Below are 13439 nucleotides of genomic sequence, written 5' to 3'. Positions count from 1 at the left end.
GCCGGCGGGCCAGGCCCCCGGCGCGGGCCGGACCGGCGCGCGTCAATCCAGGCGCAGTTGCCGCCATATCGCCATGGTCACTTCGGCGTTGTTGAGCGTATAGAAATGCAGCCCCGGCGCGCCGTTGTCGAGCAGGTCCTGCGACAGGCGCGAAATGACTTCCACGCCAAACGCCTTGATCGAAGCCTTGTCGTCGCCGAAATCGGCCAGCCGCAAGCGTATCCAGCGCGGGATCTCCGCGCCGCACATATTCGAAAAGCGCGCCAGCTGCGCATAGTTGGTGATGGGCATGATGCCCGGCACGATAGGAATATCGACGCCCTTGGCGCGGCTGCGGTCGACAAAGTCGAAATACGCGTCGGCGTTGAAGAAGTACTGGGTGATCGCGCTATTGGCGCCCGCCCGGACCTTGTTCACGAAGTGGTCGAGATCCGCGGCGGCGCCCGGCGCCTGCGGGTGCATCTCGGGATAGCCGGCCACTTCGATGTGGAACCAGTCGCCGCTGTGCTGGCGGATGAACGCCACCAGTTCGCTCGCGTAGTGCAATTCGCCCTGGTCGCCGCCCATGCCCGAAGGCAAATCGCCGCGCAGCGCCACTATGCGCCTGATGCCCTGCTCGCGATAGCTATCCAGTATATCGGCCAGCACCGCGCGGGTCGCCCCTATGCACGACAAATGCGGCGCGGCGTCGCAGCCCAGGTTCTGCAGCAGGCGCACCGTATCGGCAGTGCCGGTGCGGGTCGAGCCGCCGGCGCCGAAGGTTACGCTGACGTAGGCCGGATGCAGGGCCAGCAACTGCTTGGCCGATCGCACCAGCTTTTCCTGGGCCGCAATGTCGCGGGGCGGGAAAAACTCCAGACTGATCGCCTTCGTGGAGCTCATTGGACCAACAGCCTCGACAAAAGCCCGGACACCACGCTATAGACAAAAGCGCCCAGCAAGGCCCACCAGAATCCGCTGACCTGGAAGCCCTTGAGCACCGAGCCGGCGAACCAGAACACCAGCGCATTGAGCACCAGCAGGAACAGGCCCAGCGTAACGATGGTGATAGGCAGGGTCAGCAAGATGAGCAGCGGCTTGACCAGGGTGTTGAGCAAGCCGAGCACCAGGGCCGCGATCAGCGCCGACCCGAACGATGCCACCGTGATGCCGGGCAATATATAAGCCACGACCAGCAAGGCCACGGCATTCAAAATCCAGACAAGTATCAGTTCCATAGCGTAATGCTCCTTTGGTAAGCCCTGCAGGCTGGATTAATAACGGTAGTGTTCGGGTTTGTAGGGTCCGGCCACCGGCACGTTGATGTAGTCGGCCTGGTCCTGGCGCAGCTCGGTCAAGCGCACGCCCAGCTTCTTCAGGTGCAGGCGCGCCACTTTTTCGTCCAGATGCTTGGGCAGCACATAGACCTGGCCTTTCTCGTAGGCTTCGCCGCGCGTGTAGAGCTCGATTTGCGCAATGGTCTGGTTGGTGAACGATGCCGACATGACGAATGAAGGATGGCCGGTGGCGCAGCCCAGGTTCACCAGGCGGCCCTTGGCCAGCAGGATGATGCGCTTGCCGTCGGGGAAAATCACATGGTCGACCTGGGGCTTGACTTCTTCCCATTGCAGGCCCTCGATGGAGGCGACGTCGATTTCATTGTCGAAGTGGCCGATATTGCAAACGATGGCCTGGTCTTTCATCAGGTCCATGTGTTCGCGCGTGATCACATGGTAGTTGCCGGTGGCGGTGACGAAGATATCCGCCTTGTCGGCGGCTTCCTCGATGGTGACGACTTTATAGCCTTCCATGGAGGCCTGCAGGGCGCAAATGGGGTCGACTTCCGTGACCCAGACCTGGGCGCGCAAGGCCGACAGCGCCTGGGCGCAACCCTTGCCGACATCGCCAAAACCGCAAACCACGGCAACCTTGCCGGCGACCATGACGTCGGTCGCGCGCTTGATGCCGTCGACCAGGGATTCGCGGCAGCCATACAGGTTGTCGAATTTGGATTTGGTCACCGAATCGTTGACGTTGATGCCGGGGAAGGCCAGCTCGCCCTTCTTGGACATTTGATACAGGCGATGCACGCCGGTGGTGGTTTCCTCGGTAACGCCCTTGACCTGCGCCAGGCGAGTGGAATACCACTTGGGATCGCGCGCCAGCTGCGCCTTGATGGCGGCGAACAGCACGCGCTCTTCTTCGCTCGTGGGCTTGTCCAGCACCGATATGTCGCCTTCGGCCTTGGCGCCCAGGTGCAGCAGCACCGTGGCGTCGCCGCCGTCGTCGAGGATCATGTTGGCATGCTGGCCATTGGGCCACTGGAAAATCTGGTGAGTGTATTTCCAGTAGTCCTCGAGCGTTTCGCCCTTGATGGCGAACACCGGAGTCCCGGTGGCGGCGATGGCCGCCGCGGCATGGTCCTGGGTGGAAAAAATATTGCACGATGCCCAGCGCACCTCGGCGCCCAGCGCTTGCAGGGTTTCGATCAGCACGGCCGTCTGGATCGTCATGTGCAGGCTGCCCGCAATGCGCGCGCCTTTCAAGGGTTGAGATGCGGCGTATTCTTCGCGCGTGGACATCAGGCCGGGCATTTCGGTTTCGGCGATCGCGATTTCGCGACGACCCCAGCCGGCCAGGCCGATATCGGCAATCTTGTAATCGGTAAATGCAGCGTCAGCGACAGTGTTCATGGTTTTATCCCAATAAACCTGCACCAGCGCAAGCCTCGCAACAACAACAGCTCATCTTCGCCCGTACAGGAAATGATGAGCGCCGTTGAAACAAAAGATGATCCTGAGCCTAGCGGGTGTTACTGAAAAGCCTGTCGGCCCAATCCCAGCCCCGTCGCAGCGCCCCTCAGGAAGGAGCAATTGTAGCGCAATTATGCGCCCGCCCGCCGAGAACGGCCCCGGCCGGCGCCGCTAGCCTTTGCGGCGCGGATAGCCCTGCGCGGTGATGCGCTGCCATATCTGTCTTTTTTGCTCGTCGTCGAAAAAGACCCAATTGGCCACTTCCATGGCGGTGCGCCCGCAGCCCCGGCAGATATCGTCGTACAGCGTAGAGCAAACCGCCACGCAAGGGGAGTCGGTGACCCGCAAGGCGTGGCTGTCGTCGCGTTCGGAAACTGGATTATCCATAGGCGTGCATGGTAGCACTGCGCGGCGCGGGCATGGGAATAGCCCCTATCGCAAGCAGGCTCTTGCGCATGCCCGCGCCGCGCCCGCAGTATGTATTGATCGCCATCAAGGCCATATGGTCATATATTATCTAATATATGAAACCGGCTTGCTCATCGCTGCAGCCCAGTTTCGCCCCCCTCCGCGGCAAAATCCCGGCCAGGCCCTGCGCCGTACCGGGGAATACAGACAAAAGCGGCCTTTCGGAAGCAAGCCACCATGACCATCCCCAGCGACACGCCATCCCTCCTCGCCGACCTGCATCAGCACATATGCGCAAGGCTGGGCCCCGCAATAGAAGACCTGTTCCTCGAAAGAGTCGTGGTCGGCATTTTCTTTACCGGCGTCAAGCTCAACAATGGCCATGGCGGAATGAGCGCCACGCCGATCAAGAGCGTGCCGTATGCGGTTTGCTGCCCCAGCTCGGCCATGGCATTGCCCTCGTCGGGCAAACTGCGCGGCAAGCCCGTCACCCAGGCGCTCGAAGACCTGTATCGGCCCCAGGACATGCGCCGCGCGCTGGCCATCGCCACGCTCAACGCCCTGGCCGAAACCCTCTGGCTGCGCGATGGGCCGCCGCAGGATGCGGTGCTCAGCCATGGCGACGCCTTCCAGCAAATTCCCATGCATCCCGGCGACCGGGTCGTCCTGGTCGGCGCATTCCCTCCCTTCATGCGCGAACTGCGCAAGCGCGGCGTGGAGTTCAAAGTGCTGGAGCTCGACCCCGCCACGCTCAAGCCCGATGAAATGCCCTACTACGCCCCCGCCGATAGCGCCGCGGCTGTCATTCCCTGGGCCAATATACTGATCTCGACCGGCACCACCCTGATCAACGGCAGCGTGGACGACCTGCTGGCGCTCGTCGCCCCCGGCGCGCAAGTGGCCCTGATAGGCCCCACCGCGACGCTGGCGGCGCAGCCTTATGCAAGGCACGGCGTCACGCTGATCGGGGGCACGCGGGTCAGGCAGCCCGACCCTTTGCTGGACCTCCTGGCCGAAGGCGGCTCGGGCTATCATTTTTTTGAAAAGACCGTCGAACGCGTAACATTGCATCTGCCGCAGGCCCCGCTCGAAGCCTCGCAGTTCCAATCCGGAATCCGCCTACATGAACGATGAATACACCGGCATTCCCGCCGCCGCCATCCTCCACGACAGCCAGGACCACAGCGATGAACTGCTGCTGCGCTTCGCAATGCAGCTCAAGCGCCAGGGCTTGAGGGTCCATGGCGTCGTACAGGCGCCGCAGACCCTCAGCGCCACCGGCGCGCGGCAAATGGGCATCATAGACCTGGCCGACGGCTCGCGCCTGTCCATCTCCCAGGACCGCGGCGCCGGCGCGCGGGGCTGCTGCGTCGATCCGGGCGCGCTGGCAGAAGCCAGCATCATATTGCGCCGGGCGTGCGAGCAGGGCGCGGACCTGGTGGTGGTCAACCGTTTTGGCACGCTGGAAACCGAGGGCGGCGGCTTTGCAAGCGACCTGCTGGCCCTCATGAGCGCCGATATCCCCGTGCTGACTGTGGTCGAACGGAAATACCTGGCCGGCTGGCGCCGCTTTACCGGCGGCATGGCGGCGGAATTGCCGCCCAGCGCGGAATCACTGCGGGAATGGTATGCCAGCCTGCCCCGCGAATGCGAGGCAGGCCTGGAACAGGCCGGCGAACCGTCGATCAGGCCGCTTTCTTGAGGACCTGCACCTTGTCGGTGGCTTCCCAGCTGAACTCGGGTTCGCTGCGGCCGAAATGCCCGTAAGCGGCGGTTTTGGCGTAGATGGGACGCAGCAGGTCCAGCATGTTGATGATGCCCTTGGGACGCAGGTCGAAATGCTCGCGCACCAGGCGGGCGATCTGGTCATCCGGGATGACGCCCGTGCCTTCCGTGTACACCGTGATATTGATCGGGTCGGCTACGCCGATGGCATAGCTGACCTGCAGCTGGCATTGGCGCGCCAGCCCGGAGGCCACGATGTTCTTGGCCACGTAGCGCGCGGCATAGGCGGCCGAGCGGTCCACTTTGGAAGGATCCTTGCCCGAAAAAGCCCCGCCGCCATGGGGGCAGGCGCCGCCGTAGGTATCGACAATGATCTTGCGGCCGGTAAGCCCGCAATCGCCCTGCGGGCCGCCGATGACGAACACCCCCGTGGGGTTGACCATGAATTTGGTCTGGGGCGTGAGCAGGCCGTCGGGGAAGCTGGGCCTGATGATGTGCTCGATCACCGCTTCCCTGATGTCGCTCTGGGAAATTTCCGGGGCATGCTGGGTCGACAGCACGACGGTGTCGACTTCCACGGGCTTGCCGTTGACATAGCGGAAGGTGACCTGCGACTTGGCGTCGGGACGCAGCCATGGCAGGCGGCCGTCTTTGCGCAGTTCGCTTTGGCGCTGCACCAGGCGGTGCGCATACCAGATCGGGGCGGGCATGAGGTCCGGGGTTTCGTCGCACGCGTAGCCGAACATCAGGCCCTGGTCGCCGGCGCCCTGGTTGAGGATTTCCTCTTGGCTGCGGTCCACGCCCTGCGCAATATCGGGCGACTGCTTGTCGTAGGCCACCAGTACGGCGCAGCCTTTGTAATCAATGCCGTATTCGGTGTTGTCGTAGCCTATGCGCTTGATCGTGTCGCGCGCGACCTGGATGTAATCGACATTGGCTGTCGTGGTGATTTCACCCGCCAGGACGACCAGGCCGGTGTTGCACAGCGTTTCGGCGGCGACACGGGCGTTGGGGTCCTGGGTGAAAATGGCATCCAGAATGGAATCGGAGATCTGGTCGGCGACTTTGTCGGGATGACCTTCGGATACGGATTCGGATGTGAACAGAAAATCGTTATTTGCCACGGCGATACGTCCTGTAAAAGCACTGGTTGCCCAGCATGGAGGTTGAACGAAACGCGTTGCACCTCGGATGCCTGCAGAGCAGTGTTGATCAGGGCGCGACGCTTTAGCGGGTTTTGTACACCCCGTTCCTGGAAACGGCGTGCGATCGCTCCGCAAGTTGTCGGTTAACTCAGCGATGAACAGTATTTTAAGCGAAAATACGCCAGCGCATCTTTTTACACTTCTTGCATAAGGGTTATGACCGCCTCATGTTCCTGGTTTTCTTCCGTTTTCTGGCATGGCTGCCGCTGCCGATACTGCATGGCGTGGGCAATCTCGCGGGGCGCGCCGTCTACGCCTGGCCAGGCAAGTATCGCCAGCGCCTGCGCGCCAATGCCAGCCAGGCCGGCTACGCCGGCGCGGCCTTCGCGCGCAAATCGGCCGGCCAGGCCGGCAAGATGATCCTCGAAATGCCCAAGGTCTGGCTGCGGAACGAACAATGCCTGCAAAAGGTGCAAAGCGACGACAATGCCGTCGTGCACGAGGCGCTGGCCGAAGGCCGCGGCATTCTCTACCTCACGCCCCACCTGGGCTGCTTTGAAATCACCGCGCGCTACCTGATCCAGCACGGCCCCATCACGGTGATGTACCGGCCGCCGCGCCAGGCTTTCCTGGAGCCCGTCATGGAACAGGCGCGCAATACTTCGGGGCTCAAGGCCGTGCCCGCCAATATGCAGGGGGTGCGCGAATTCGTGCGTGCCTTGAAACGCGGCGAAGCCGTGGGCATGCTGCCCGACCAAGTCCCCGGCAGCGGCGATGGCGTCTGGGCGCCTTTCTTCGGCAGGCAGGCCTACACCATGACCCTGGCGGGCAAGCTGGCCGCGCAGACCGGCGTCGCGGTGATCCTGACGGCGGGCGAGCGCCTGCCCGCCGGCAAGGGCTGGCGCATCCACTATGTCAGGCTGCCCGAACCGCTGCCCGCCGAGCCGCAGGCCCAGGCCAGCGCCATCAACAGCGCCATGGAAACGCTGATCCGGCGCTTTCCCCAGCAGTATCTATGGAGCTACAACCGCTACAAAACCCCACCAGGAGCGCCGCCTCGTCCCGCGGATACGCTGTAATGACGTCCAATAAAAAATTATCCCTGCTTCGTTCCCTTTTTTCCTACTTCGGCCGCAGTTCCCTGCCCACCCGGCAGCGCTGGGCGCGCGCCCTGGGCTGGCTGGCGGCCAGGCTGATGCGATCACGCGCCCATATCGTGCGCACCAACCTGGCGCTGTGCTTTCCCGAACGCTCGCCCCAGGAGCGCGAAGCCTGGCTCCGGCGGCATTTTGACTTGCTGGCGCTGTCCATCGTCGACCGCGGGCTGTTCTGGTTCGGCGCGCCCTCGGCCATACTCGCCGCCACGCCCATCACGGGGCTGGAGCACCTGGACGGGCTGCTCAAGGCCAGGCGCAGAATCATCCTGCTGGCGCCGCATTTCATCGGACTGGATGCCGCCGCCACCCGGCTGACCATGTTCCTGCACGAGTCGGCCACCATGTACACGCGCCAGAGCAGTCCCGCCATCGACCAGTTGGTGAGGGAAGGACGCGGCCGCTTCAACCGGGTCAACCTGGTGAGCCGCCACGACGGCGTCCGCGGGCTGATCCGGCATCTGCGCAACGGCATACCCGTGTACTACCTGCCCGACATGGATTTCGGCGTCGCCGGCGCCGCCTTCATACCGTTTTTCAATGTGCCGGCGGCCACCCTGCTGGCCACCGCCCAGATCGCCAAAGCCTGGGATGCCGCCGTCGTGCCCATCATCAGCCAGCTCGATGCCGCCACCGGCCAGTACCACGTGAGCGTATTGCCGCCTCTGGATGACTTCCCGGGAGAACAGACGCCGGAGCAGGCCACCTTGCGCCTGAATCGGCTGATAGAAGACTGGGTGCGCAGCGATCCGCCCCAATACTACTGGGTGCACCGCCGCTTCAAGTCGCGGCCCGAAGGCGAGGCCCGGCTTTATTAGCGGCCCGCCGCAACAAAGTGTGCGGACAAATTCCCCGTTATCCGGGATAATTGGCACCATGATCTGGAACTTCGCAAAAATGCATGGCGCCGGCAACGATTTCGTTGTGCTGGACGGCGTGCGGCAATCGATAGAAATGACGCCCGAGCGGGCGCGCGCGCTGGCGGACCGCCACTTCGGCATAGGCGCCGACCAGTTGCTGCTGGTCGAAACGCCGCTGCATCCGGAAGCCGATTTCCGCTATCGTATTTTCAACGCCGATGGCGGCGAAGTCGAACACTGCGGCAACGGCGCCCGCTGCTTCATGCAGTTTGTGCAGGAACAGGGCCTGTCCGGGCGCAATCCCCTGCGTGCCGAAATATGCAGCGGCCTGATCACCCTGACCCGCTCCGACACCGGAGAAGTCTCGGTCGAAATGGGCCAGACCCGCTACGAACCCGAGGCGCTGGCCTTCGACACCCGCGGCCTGCAGTCGGCCCCCTGCGGCGCCGACACCCTCTGGACGCTGCCCCTGCCGGGCCACGCCGACGCGCAGCTTTCGCTGGTGGCCATTTCCAACCCCCATGCCGTGCAAGTGCTTGCCGATGTCGACGGCGCGGCCGTCGCCGAAACCGGCCCCCTGATCGAATCGCATCCGCGTTTCGCGCAACGCGTCAACGCCGGGTTCATGCAAGTCGTCGACCGGCACACCATCAAGCTGCGCGTCTACGAGCGCGGGGCGGGCGAAACCCTGGCCTGCGGCACGGGAGCCTGCGCCGCGGTCGTCGCCGGCATACGGCGCGGCCTGCTCGACAGCCCCGTGCGCGTGCATACCCGCGGCGGCCTGCTTACGGTGGCATGGGACGACAATATCCTGCGCATGAGCGGCCCGGCTGTCACGGTATACACCGGCCAGGTCGACATCGACGCGCTTACCCGCCAGTTCAACTCCAAGGATTCACCACACCCATGACCGCAAGCAGCCTTTCCGCCGACGATATCGCGCATTTCCTGAAAGACCACCCCGCGTTTTTCCAGGAGCATGCCGAGTTGTTTGCCAATCTGCGTGTGCCTCATCCCAACGAAACACGCGCCATTTCGCTGGGCGAGCGGCAGATCATGACCTTGCGCGCACGCGCCAAAGACCTGGAATGGAAGCTTTCCGGCCTGGTTCACAACGCCAGCGGCAATGAAAAAATCAGCACCGCCCTTACCAAATGGTGCTGCCGCATGCTGGCCGAGGACGATGCCTTGCAGATCCCGGCGCATATCGTGCGCAGCCTGGGCGACCTGTTCGACCTCCCCACGATAGCCTTGCGCGTCTGGGACTTGTCCCGGCTGGGAGACAGCGAATTCGCCCAGGACGTCACCGACTCCATCCGCAGCTATGCCCGCGACCTGGTCAAACCGTACTGCGGTCCGCTGAAAGACCAGGAAGCCGCATCCTGGCTGGGCACGCCGCCCGCCACGCTGGCCATCATCGCGCTGCGCCCCGCCGGCCGCGTCGAGCCCATAGGCCTGCTGGTGCTGGGCTCGGACGACGCCGAGCGCTTCACCTCGGACATGGGCACCGCCTTTCTCGACACGATCAACGAACTGGCCAGCGCCAGCCTGCTGCGCCTGCAAGGGCCGGCCGCTCAAGAATACGCTTAGGCCCCGCCATGCACGCCTTGCCCGAGCCCATGGAGCAATGGCTGGCCCACCTGCGGGCCAATCGCCGCTATTCGCCGCACACGCTGGCGGGCTACCGCCAGGATCTGCGGCACTTGCTCGAATGCCATCCCGGGACGGCGCTGGACAGCCTGGCTGAAAGCCACATACGCCATGCCATCGCCCGCATGCACGGCCAGGGGCTCAAGCCGCGCAGCCTGGCGCGGGCCCTGGCGGCCTGGCGCGGGTTTTTCCAGTGGTGGGCGCCGGCCGCGGGCCTGGCCGCCAATCCCGCCGCCGGCGTGCGCGCGCCCAAGGCGCCGCGCGGCCTGCCCAAGGCCCTGTCGGTCGAGCAGGCGCAAGTCCTGCTGGACCGCCCCGGCCTGCCCGAGCCGCGCGGCGCCATCGATTGCCGCGACCAGGCCATGTTCGAGGTCCTGTATTCCAGCGGCCTGCGGCTGGCCGAACTGGTCAGCCTGGACTGGCGCTACAGCCGTCAAGGCGGGTACGAATCGCAAAGCTGGATACAACTGCCCGAACAGGAAGCCATCGTCAAAGGCAAGGGCAATAAAACCCGCAGCGTGCCGCTGGGCGGCAAGGCGATAGCCGCCATAGAGCGCTGGCTGGCGCTAAGGCACCAACTGCTGTCGGGCGGCCAGGCCCAGGACGCGGATACGGCCGCGGCGCTGTTCCTGGGCGCGCGCGGCAAGCGCATCAGCCCGCGCGTCGTGCAGTTGCAGTTGAACAGGCTGGCCGCCCTGGTGGGGCTGCCGGTCCATGTGCACCCGCACAGCCTGCGCCACAGCTTCGCCAGCCATATGCTGCAATCGGCCCAGGACCTGCGGGCCGTGCAGGAACTGCTGGGCCACGCCAATATTTCCACCACGCAAATCTATACCCGGCTCGACTTCCAGCACCTGGCCCAGGCCTATGACCAGGCCCATCCACGCGCCACCCGCAAACGCTGAGGAGGCGCCGCCCGGCCCGCCGGCGCATGCGCCGGCGCGGCCTCAGCGGCCTGGCTCGAGCACATAGATCAATTGCCCGGCGTTCCAGCTGAACATGCCCAGGTAGGTCGCCGCAGGCTGGTCCGGCGGCGCGAGCGCGTCGGAATACAAGGTTCCGCCCACCCTGGCCTTGGTTTCCCGGGCGATCTGCTGGATCACTTTCGAATTCGTCGTGTTCTCGATGAACACTCCGGAAATATGCTCCTTTCTGGCCCGGTCTATGATCGCCGCCACTTCCCTGGCCGAGGGCTCGGCCTCGTTGGAAAAGCCGGCCACCGACAGGAACTGTATGCCGTAGGCCTGCGCGAAGTAGCCGAAAGCGTCGTGCGAAGTGATCACTTTGCGCCTGCTCTCGGGAATGTCCGCGAAGGCCTGCTTGATCTCGCTGTCCAGCTTTTTCATCTGGGCGATATAGCCCTGCGCACGCTCCTGATAATAGGCCCGGCGCTTGGGGTCGGCCAGCGACAGGCCGTCGGCGATATTCTTCGCATAGATCATGCCATTGCTCAGGCTTTGCCACGCATGCGGATCGACATCGCCGTGATCATGCCCGGCATGCGCCGCGCCCTGGTCCTGCGCGCCATGCCCGGCGCCCGGCCCGGGTTCATGCCCATGCCCGCCCAGCACTTCGCCGGCCCGTTCGGCGTCGCTCAGATGGCGCAGCGCGACGCCCCGCGAAGCAAGCACTTGCGCGCCGCTGAAGCCCGAGGCCTGTATGAGGCGCGGCAGCCATCCTTCGAAGTCCAGGCCGTTTATCACCAGCACCTGAGCCTGCTCCAGGGCTTTTGCATCCTTGGGAGCCGGCTCGAACGAGTGCGCATCCCCGTTGGGGCCCACTATCGTCGTCAAGGACACGTGCTCTCCGCCGATTTCCCTGACCATGTCGCCCAGGATAGAGAAACTGGCCACCACCCGCAAAGGCGGCGCGGCCGCCGCAAACCCTGAAGGCGCCGCCATGACCAGTACGCCGCCGGCAAGCAAGGCAAGCAGATTGCGGCGGGAAAATCGAAAAGCATGCTCAACGCTACGGGCTTTCAACATTAAAGTCGCTCCGAAATTTGAGATAAACGCTGATGGCGGGCATGCGCCTGTCTTGCGGCCTGCAACAGCCCGCCCAGCGGACCAAAGAACACCGATAGAAAATACACTGCTCCCGCTGACAAGATGATGGAAGGCGAAGCCGGCACGTTCGCATAATACGAGAACAGCAGCCCCACATATGAAGAGAAACTGCCGATGGCGGCGGCCAGCACCATCTGGCGCCCCACGGACCGGACCCAGAAGCGCGCCGCCGTGGCGGGCAGCATCATGATGCCCACCACCATGAGCGTGCCCAGCACCTGGAAGCCCGCCACCAGGGTCATGACCAGCAGCACCAGGAAGACCATGTGGATGACGGAGCCCGCCTTGCCCTCGCCCCGCAGGAACAAGGGGTCCAGGCATTCCAGCACCAGCGGCCGGAAGATCAGGGCCAGCGCCAGCAAGGTGACGGTGGAAGTCGCGCTGACCAGCAGCAGCGAGCCATCGTCCAGCCCCAGGACGGTGCCGAACAGGACGTGGATCAAGTCCATGTTCGAGCCGCGCAAGGACACCAGCAGCACGCCCAGCCCCAGCGAAACCAGGTAGAACGCCGCGAAGCTCGCGTCTTCGCGCTGCGGCGTCAGGCGCGCGACCGCGCCCGCCAGCATGGCCACGACCAGCCCGGTGACCATGCCGCCTATCGTCATGGCGCTCAAGGACAGCCCGGCCGTCAGGAAACCCACGGCCACGCCCGGCAGAATTGCATGGGCCATGGCGTCGCCCATCAGGCTCATGCGGCGCAGCACCAGGAATACGCCCAGGGGGCCCGCCGCGAATGCCAGGGCCAGAGCGCCGGCCAGCGCGCGGCGCATGAAGCCGTAGTCGATGAAGGGCGCGAACAGCCAGTCGAAAAGCCAGGTCACAGGTAGTCTCCTGCGCACAGGTGGCGCGCCAGATGCAGATTCTCGGGCGTCAGGACTTCGGCGGTGGGCCCCCACGCAACGGCTTGCCCGGCCAGCAGCAAGGCCTGCGGAAAATAGGCGCGCACCATTTCCAGATCGTGCAGCACGGCAATCACCGTGCGCCCCTCGCGGTGCCAATCCCGCAGCAGCGCCATCAAGTCCTCGGTCGTGTGCCGGTCCACCGCCGCAAAGGGCTCGTCCAGCAGGAGGGTGTGCGCGTCATGCAGCAGCAGCCGCGCGAAAAGCGCGCGCTGCATCTGGCCGCCGGACAGCGTGCCTATGATGCGCGGCCCGAAATCGGCCAGCCCCACCATGGCCAGGGCCGCCTGCACCCGTTCGTGTTCGGACTGGTCGAAACGCCTCCAGGCGCCGACCCGCCGCCACGCCCCCATGGCGACCAGGTCATAGGTGCTGATCGGGAAGCTGCGATCGAGCTCGCCGAGCTGGGGCAGGCAGGCCATCTGGCGGCGCGAATCGCCCGCCAGCCGGATTTGCCCGCGCAAGGGGCTGACCAGGCCCATGATGCCCTTGACCAGAGTCGATTTTCCGGCGCCGTTGGGGCCCACTATGGCCGTCAGCGAACCCCGCGCAAAAGCGCCGGTGACATCGCGCACCGCGATGCGATCGCGCCAGCCCAGCGAAAGCTGGTCCAGTTCTATGACGGCGCTCGTCATGCCGCGGGCCCTACCACCATCCCATGGCCCATCCGGTAAGCGCCCACAGAAAGGCCACGGCGAACAATACGTGAGCCAGCCGCCTGGCGCAGGACGCAAGCAGGGCGGAACCGCGATAGGGCCGTGGCCCGCGGGAAGAGGCGAAAAAGACTGGGCGCATGAGTC

General features: G+C 64.6%; 15 protein-coding genes and 1 riboswitch. Of the genes, 7 read left to right on the top strand and 8 right to left on the bottom strand.

Translation table 11 applies throughout. The annotated features are described in order from the left end of the window. Positions 1–42: 42 nt before the first annotated feature. The 4 genes from metF to BUB23_RS07340 form a co-directional block, all read right to left on the bottom strand. Entirely contained in the window at positions 43–882 is an 840-nt protein-coding gene (gene metF, locus BUB23_RS07355) for a methylenetetrahydrofolate reductase [NAD(P)H] (protein ID WP_073102447.1), read from the bottom strand. Next, positions 879–1217 (bottom strand): phage holin family protein, encoded by a 339-nt coding sequence (locus tag BUB23_RS07350; protein WP_073102446.1) that lies wholly within the window; start codon positions 1215–1217, stop codon positions 879–881. Before BUB23_RS07350 ends, metF begins: the two co-directional genes overlap by 4 nt. 36 nt (positions 1218–1253) lie before the next feature. Continuing rightward, positions 1254–2672, bottom strand: a complete 1419-nt coding sequence (gene ahcY, locus BUB23_RS07345) for an adenosylhomocysteinase (protein WP_073102445.1) — start codon at positions 2670–2672, stop codon at positions 1254–1256. Between the two features lie 70 nt (positions 2673–2742). Then, positions 2743–2846, bottom strand: a riboswitch (S-adenosyl-L-homocysteine riboswitch). Positions 2847–2903: 57 nt separating this feature from the next. Next, complete coding sequence (locus tag BUB23_RS07340; protein ID WP_073102444.1) at positions 2904–3119, bottom strand: DUF1289 domain-containing protein; 216 nt, start codon at positions 3117–3119, stop codon at positions 2904–2906. A gap of 258 nt (positions 3120–3377) precedes the next feature. Between BUB23_RS07340 and BUB23_RS07335 the strand changes: the two genes are divergently transcribed. Next, complete coding sequence (locus BUB23_RS07335; protein ID WP_073102443.1) at positions 3378–4274, top strand: DUF364 domain-containing protein; 897 nt, start codon at positions 3378–3380, stop codon at positions 4272–4274. Continuing rightward, a complete protein-coding gene (locus BUB23_RS07330; protein ID WP_073102442.1) occupies positions 4264–4842 on the top strand; it encodes a DUF2478 domain-containing protein in 579 nt (192 codons plus the stop codon). The genes BUB23_RS07335 and BUB23_RS07330 overlap by 11 nt, the downstream gene beginning before the upstream one ends. On the opposite strand, the gene metK is transcribed toward BUB23_RS07330, so the two are convergent. Further along, entirely contained in the window at positions 4826–5989 is a 1164-nt protein-coding gene (metK, locus tag BUB23_RS07325) for a methionine adenosyltransferase (RefSeq protein WP_073102441.1), read from the bottom strand. The genes BUB23_RS07330 and metK overlap by 17 nt on opposite strands. Before the next feature lie 248 nt (positions 5990–6237). On the opposite strand from metK, the gene BUB23_RS07320 reads away from it, so the two are divergent. Genes BUB23_RS07320 through xerC form a run of 5 tightly spaced genes read left to right on the top strand, consistent with a single transcriptional unit; the run spans position 6238 to position 10579 of the window. After that, positions 6238–7089 carry a lysophospholipid acyltransferase family protein gene (locus BUB23_RS07320; RefSeq protein WP_073102440.1) on the top strand — a complete coding sequence of 284 codons (852 nt, stop codon included), beginning with the start codon at positions 6238–6240 and terminating at the stop codon, positions 7087–7089. Continuing rightward, complete coding sequence (locus BUB23_RS07315) at positions 7089–7982, top strand: lysophospholipid acyltransferase family protein (RefSeq protein ID WP_073102439.1); 894 nt, start codon at positions 7089–7091, stop codon at positions 7980–7982. Before BUB23_RS07320 ends, BUB23_RS07315 begins: the two co-directional genes overlap by 1 nt. 58 nt (positions 7983–8040) lie before the next feature. Continuing rightward, a complete protein-coding gene (dapF, locus tag BUB23_RS07310; protein WP_073102438.1) occupies positions 8041–8934 on the top strand; it encodes a diaminopimelate epimerase in 894 nt (297 codons plus the stop codon). Further along, the gene (locus BUB23_RS07305; RefSeq protein ID WP_073102437.1) at positions 8931–9614 is read left to right on the top strand and encodes a DUF484 family protein; all 684 of its coding nucleotides are present in this window, start codon (positions 8931–8933) and stop codon (positions 9612–9614) included. Before dapF ends, BUB23_RS07305 begins: the two co-directional genes overlap by 4 nt. Beyond that, positions 9605–10579 (top strand): tyrosine recombinase XerC, encoded by a 975-nt coding sequence (xerC, locus tag BUB23_RS07300; protein ID WP_425439531.1) that lies wholly within the window; start codon positions 9605–9607, stop codon positions 10577–10579. Before BUB23_RS07305 ends, xerC begins: the two co-directional genes overlap by 10 nt. Positions 10580–10621: 42 nt before the next feature. On the opposite strand, the gene BUB23_RS07295 is transcribed toward xerC, so the two are convergent. From BUB23_RS07295 to BUB23_RS07285, 3 genes are read right to left on the bottom strand one after another with little or no spacing between them, the layout of a single operon-like run. Beyond that, complete coding sequence (locus BUB23_RS07295; RefSeq protein ID WP_073102435.1) at positions 10622–11659, bottom strand: metal ABC transporter substrate-binding protein; 1038 nt, start codon at positions 11657–11659, stop codon at positions 10622–10624. Continuing rightward, entirely contained in the window at positions 11659–12510 is an 852-nt protein-coding gene (locus tag BUB23_RS07290) for a metal ABC transporter permease (RefSeq protein WP_073102681.1), read from the bottom strand. Before BUB23_RS07290 ends, BUB23_RS07295 begins: the two co-directional genes overlap by 1 nt. Before the next feature lie 47 nt (positions 12511–12557). Beyond that, positions 12558–13274 carry a metal ABC transporter ATP-binding protein gene (locus tag BUB23_RS07285; RefSeq protein WP_073102434.1) on the bottom strand — a complete coding sequence of 239 codons (717 nt, stop codon included), beginning with the start codon at positions 13272–13274 and terminating at the stop codon, positions 12558–12560. Positions 13275–13439: the final 165 nt, after the last annotated feature.

Origin of the sequence: Pollutimonas bauzanensis, assembly GCF_900129885.1 — a bacterium.
GTDB lineage: Bacteria > Pseudomonadota > Gammaproteobacteria > Burkholderiales > Burkholderiaceae_B > Pollutimonas > Pollutimonas bauzanensis.
The sequence above is the reverse complement of the archived record's forward strand: the minus strand, read 5'-3'. Positions and strand labels throughout refer to the sequence as shown.

What these genes read in the sequence shown, in the direction of transcription:
- BUB23_RS07315 (WP_073102439.1), top strand. Translation starts at nt 7,089, where the DNA reads ATGACGTCCAATAAAAAATTATCCCTGCTTCGTTCCCTTTTTTCCTAC.
- BUB23_RS07290 (WP_073102681.1), bottom strand. Translation starts at nt 12,510, where the DNA reads ATGCGCCGCGCGCTGGCCGGCGCTCTGGCCCTGGCATTCGCGGCGGGC.
- ahcY (WP_073102445.1), bottom strand. Translation starts at nt 2,672, where the DNA reads ATGAACACTGTCGCTGACGCTGCATTTACCGATTACAAGATTGCCGAT.
- BUB23_RS07305 (WP_073102437.1), top strand. Translation starts at nt 8,931, where the DNA reads ATGACCGCAAGCAGCCTTTCCGCCGACGATATCGCGCATTTCCTGAAA.
- dapF (WP_073102438.1), top strand. Translation starts at nt 8,041, where the DNA reads ATGATCTGGAACTTCGCAAAAATGCATGGCGCCGGCAACGATTTCGTT.
- BUB23_RS07340 (WP_073102444.1), bottom strand. Translation starts at nt 3,119, where the DNA reads ATGGATAATCCAGTTTCCGAACGCGACGACAGCCACGCCTTGCGGGTC.
- metF (WP_073102447.1), bottom strand. Translation starts at nt 882, where the DNA reads ATGAGCTCCACGAAGGCGATCAGTCTGGAGTTTTTCCCGCCCCGCGAC.
- BUB23_RS07350 (WP_073102446.1), bottom strand. Translation starts at nt 1,217, where the DNA reads ATGGAACTGATACTTGTCTGGATTTTGAATGCCGTGGCCTTGCTGGTC.
- BUB23_RS07295 (WP_073102435.1), bottom strand. Translation starts at nt 11,659, where the DNA reads ATGTTGAAAGCCCGTAGCGTTGAGCATGCTTTTCGATTTTCCCGCCGC.
- BUB23_RS07335 (WP_073102443.1), top strand. Translation starts at nt 3,378, where the DNA reads ATGACCATCCCCAGCGACACGCCATCCCTCCTCGCCGACCTGCATCAG.
- BUB23_RS07285 (WP_073102434.1), bottom strand. Translation starts at nt 13,274, where the DNA reads ATGACGAGCGCCGTCATAGAACTGGACCAGCTTTCGCTGGGCTGGCGC.
- BUB23_RS07320 (WP_073102440.1), top strand. Translation starts at nt 6,238, where the DNA reads ATGTTCCTGGTTTTCTTCCGTTTTCTGGCATGGCTGCCGCTGCCGATA.
- BUB23_RS07330 (WP_073102442.1), top strand. Translation starts at nt 4,264, where the DNA reads ATGAACGATGAATACACCGGCATTCCCGCCGCCGCCATCCTCCACGAC.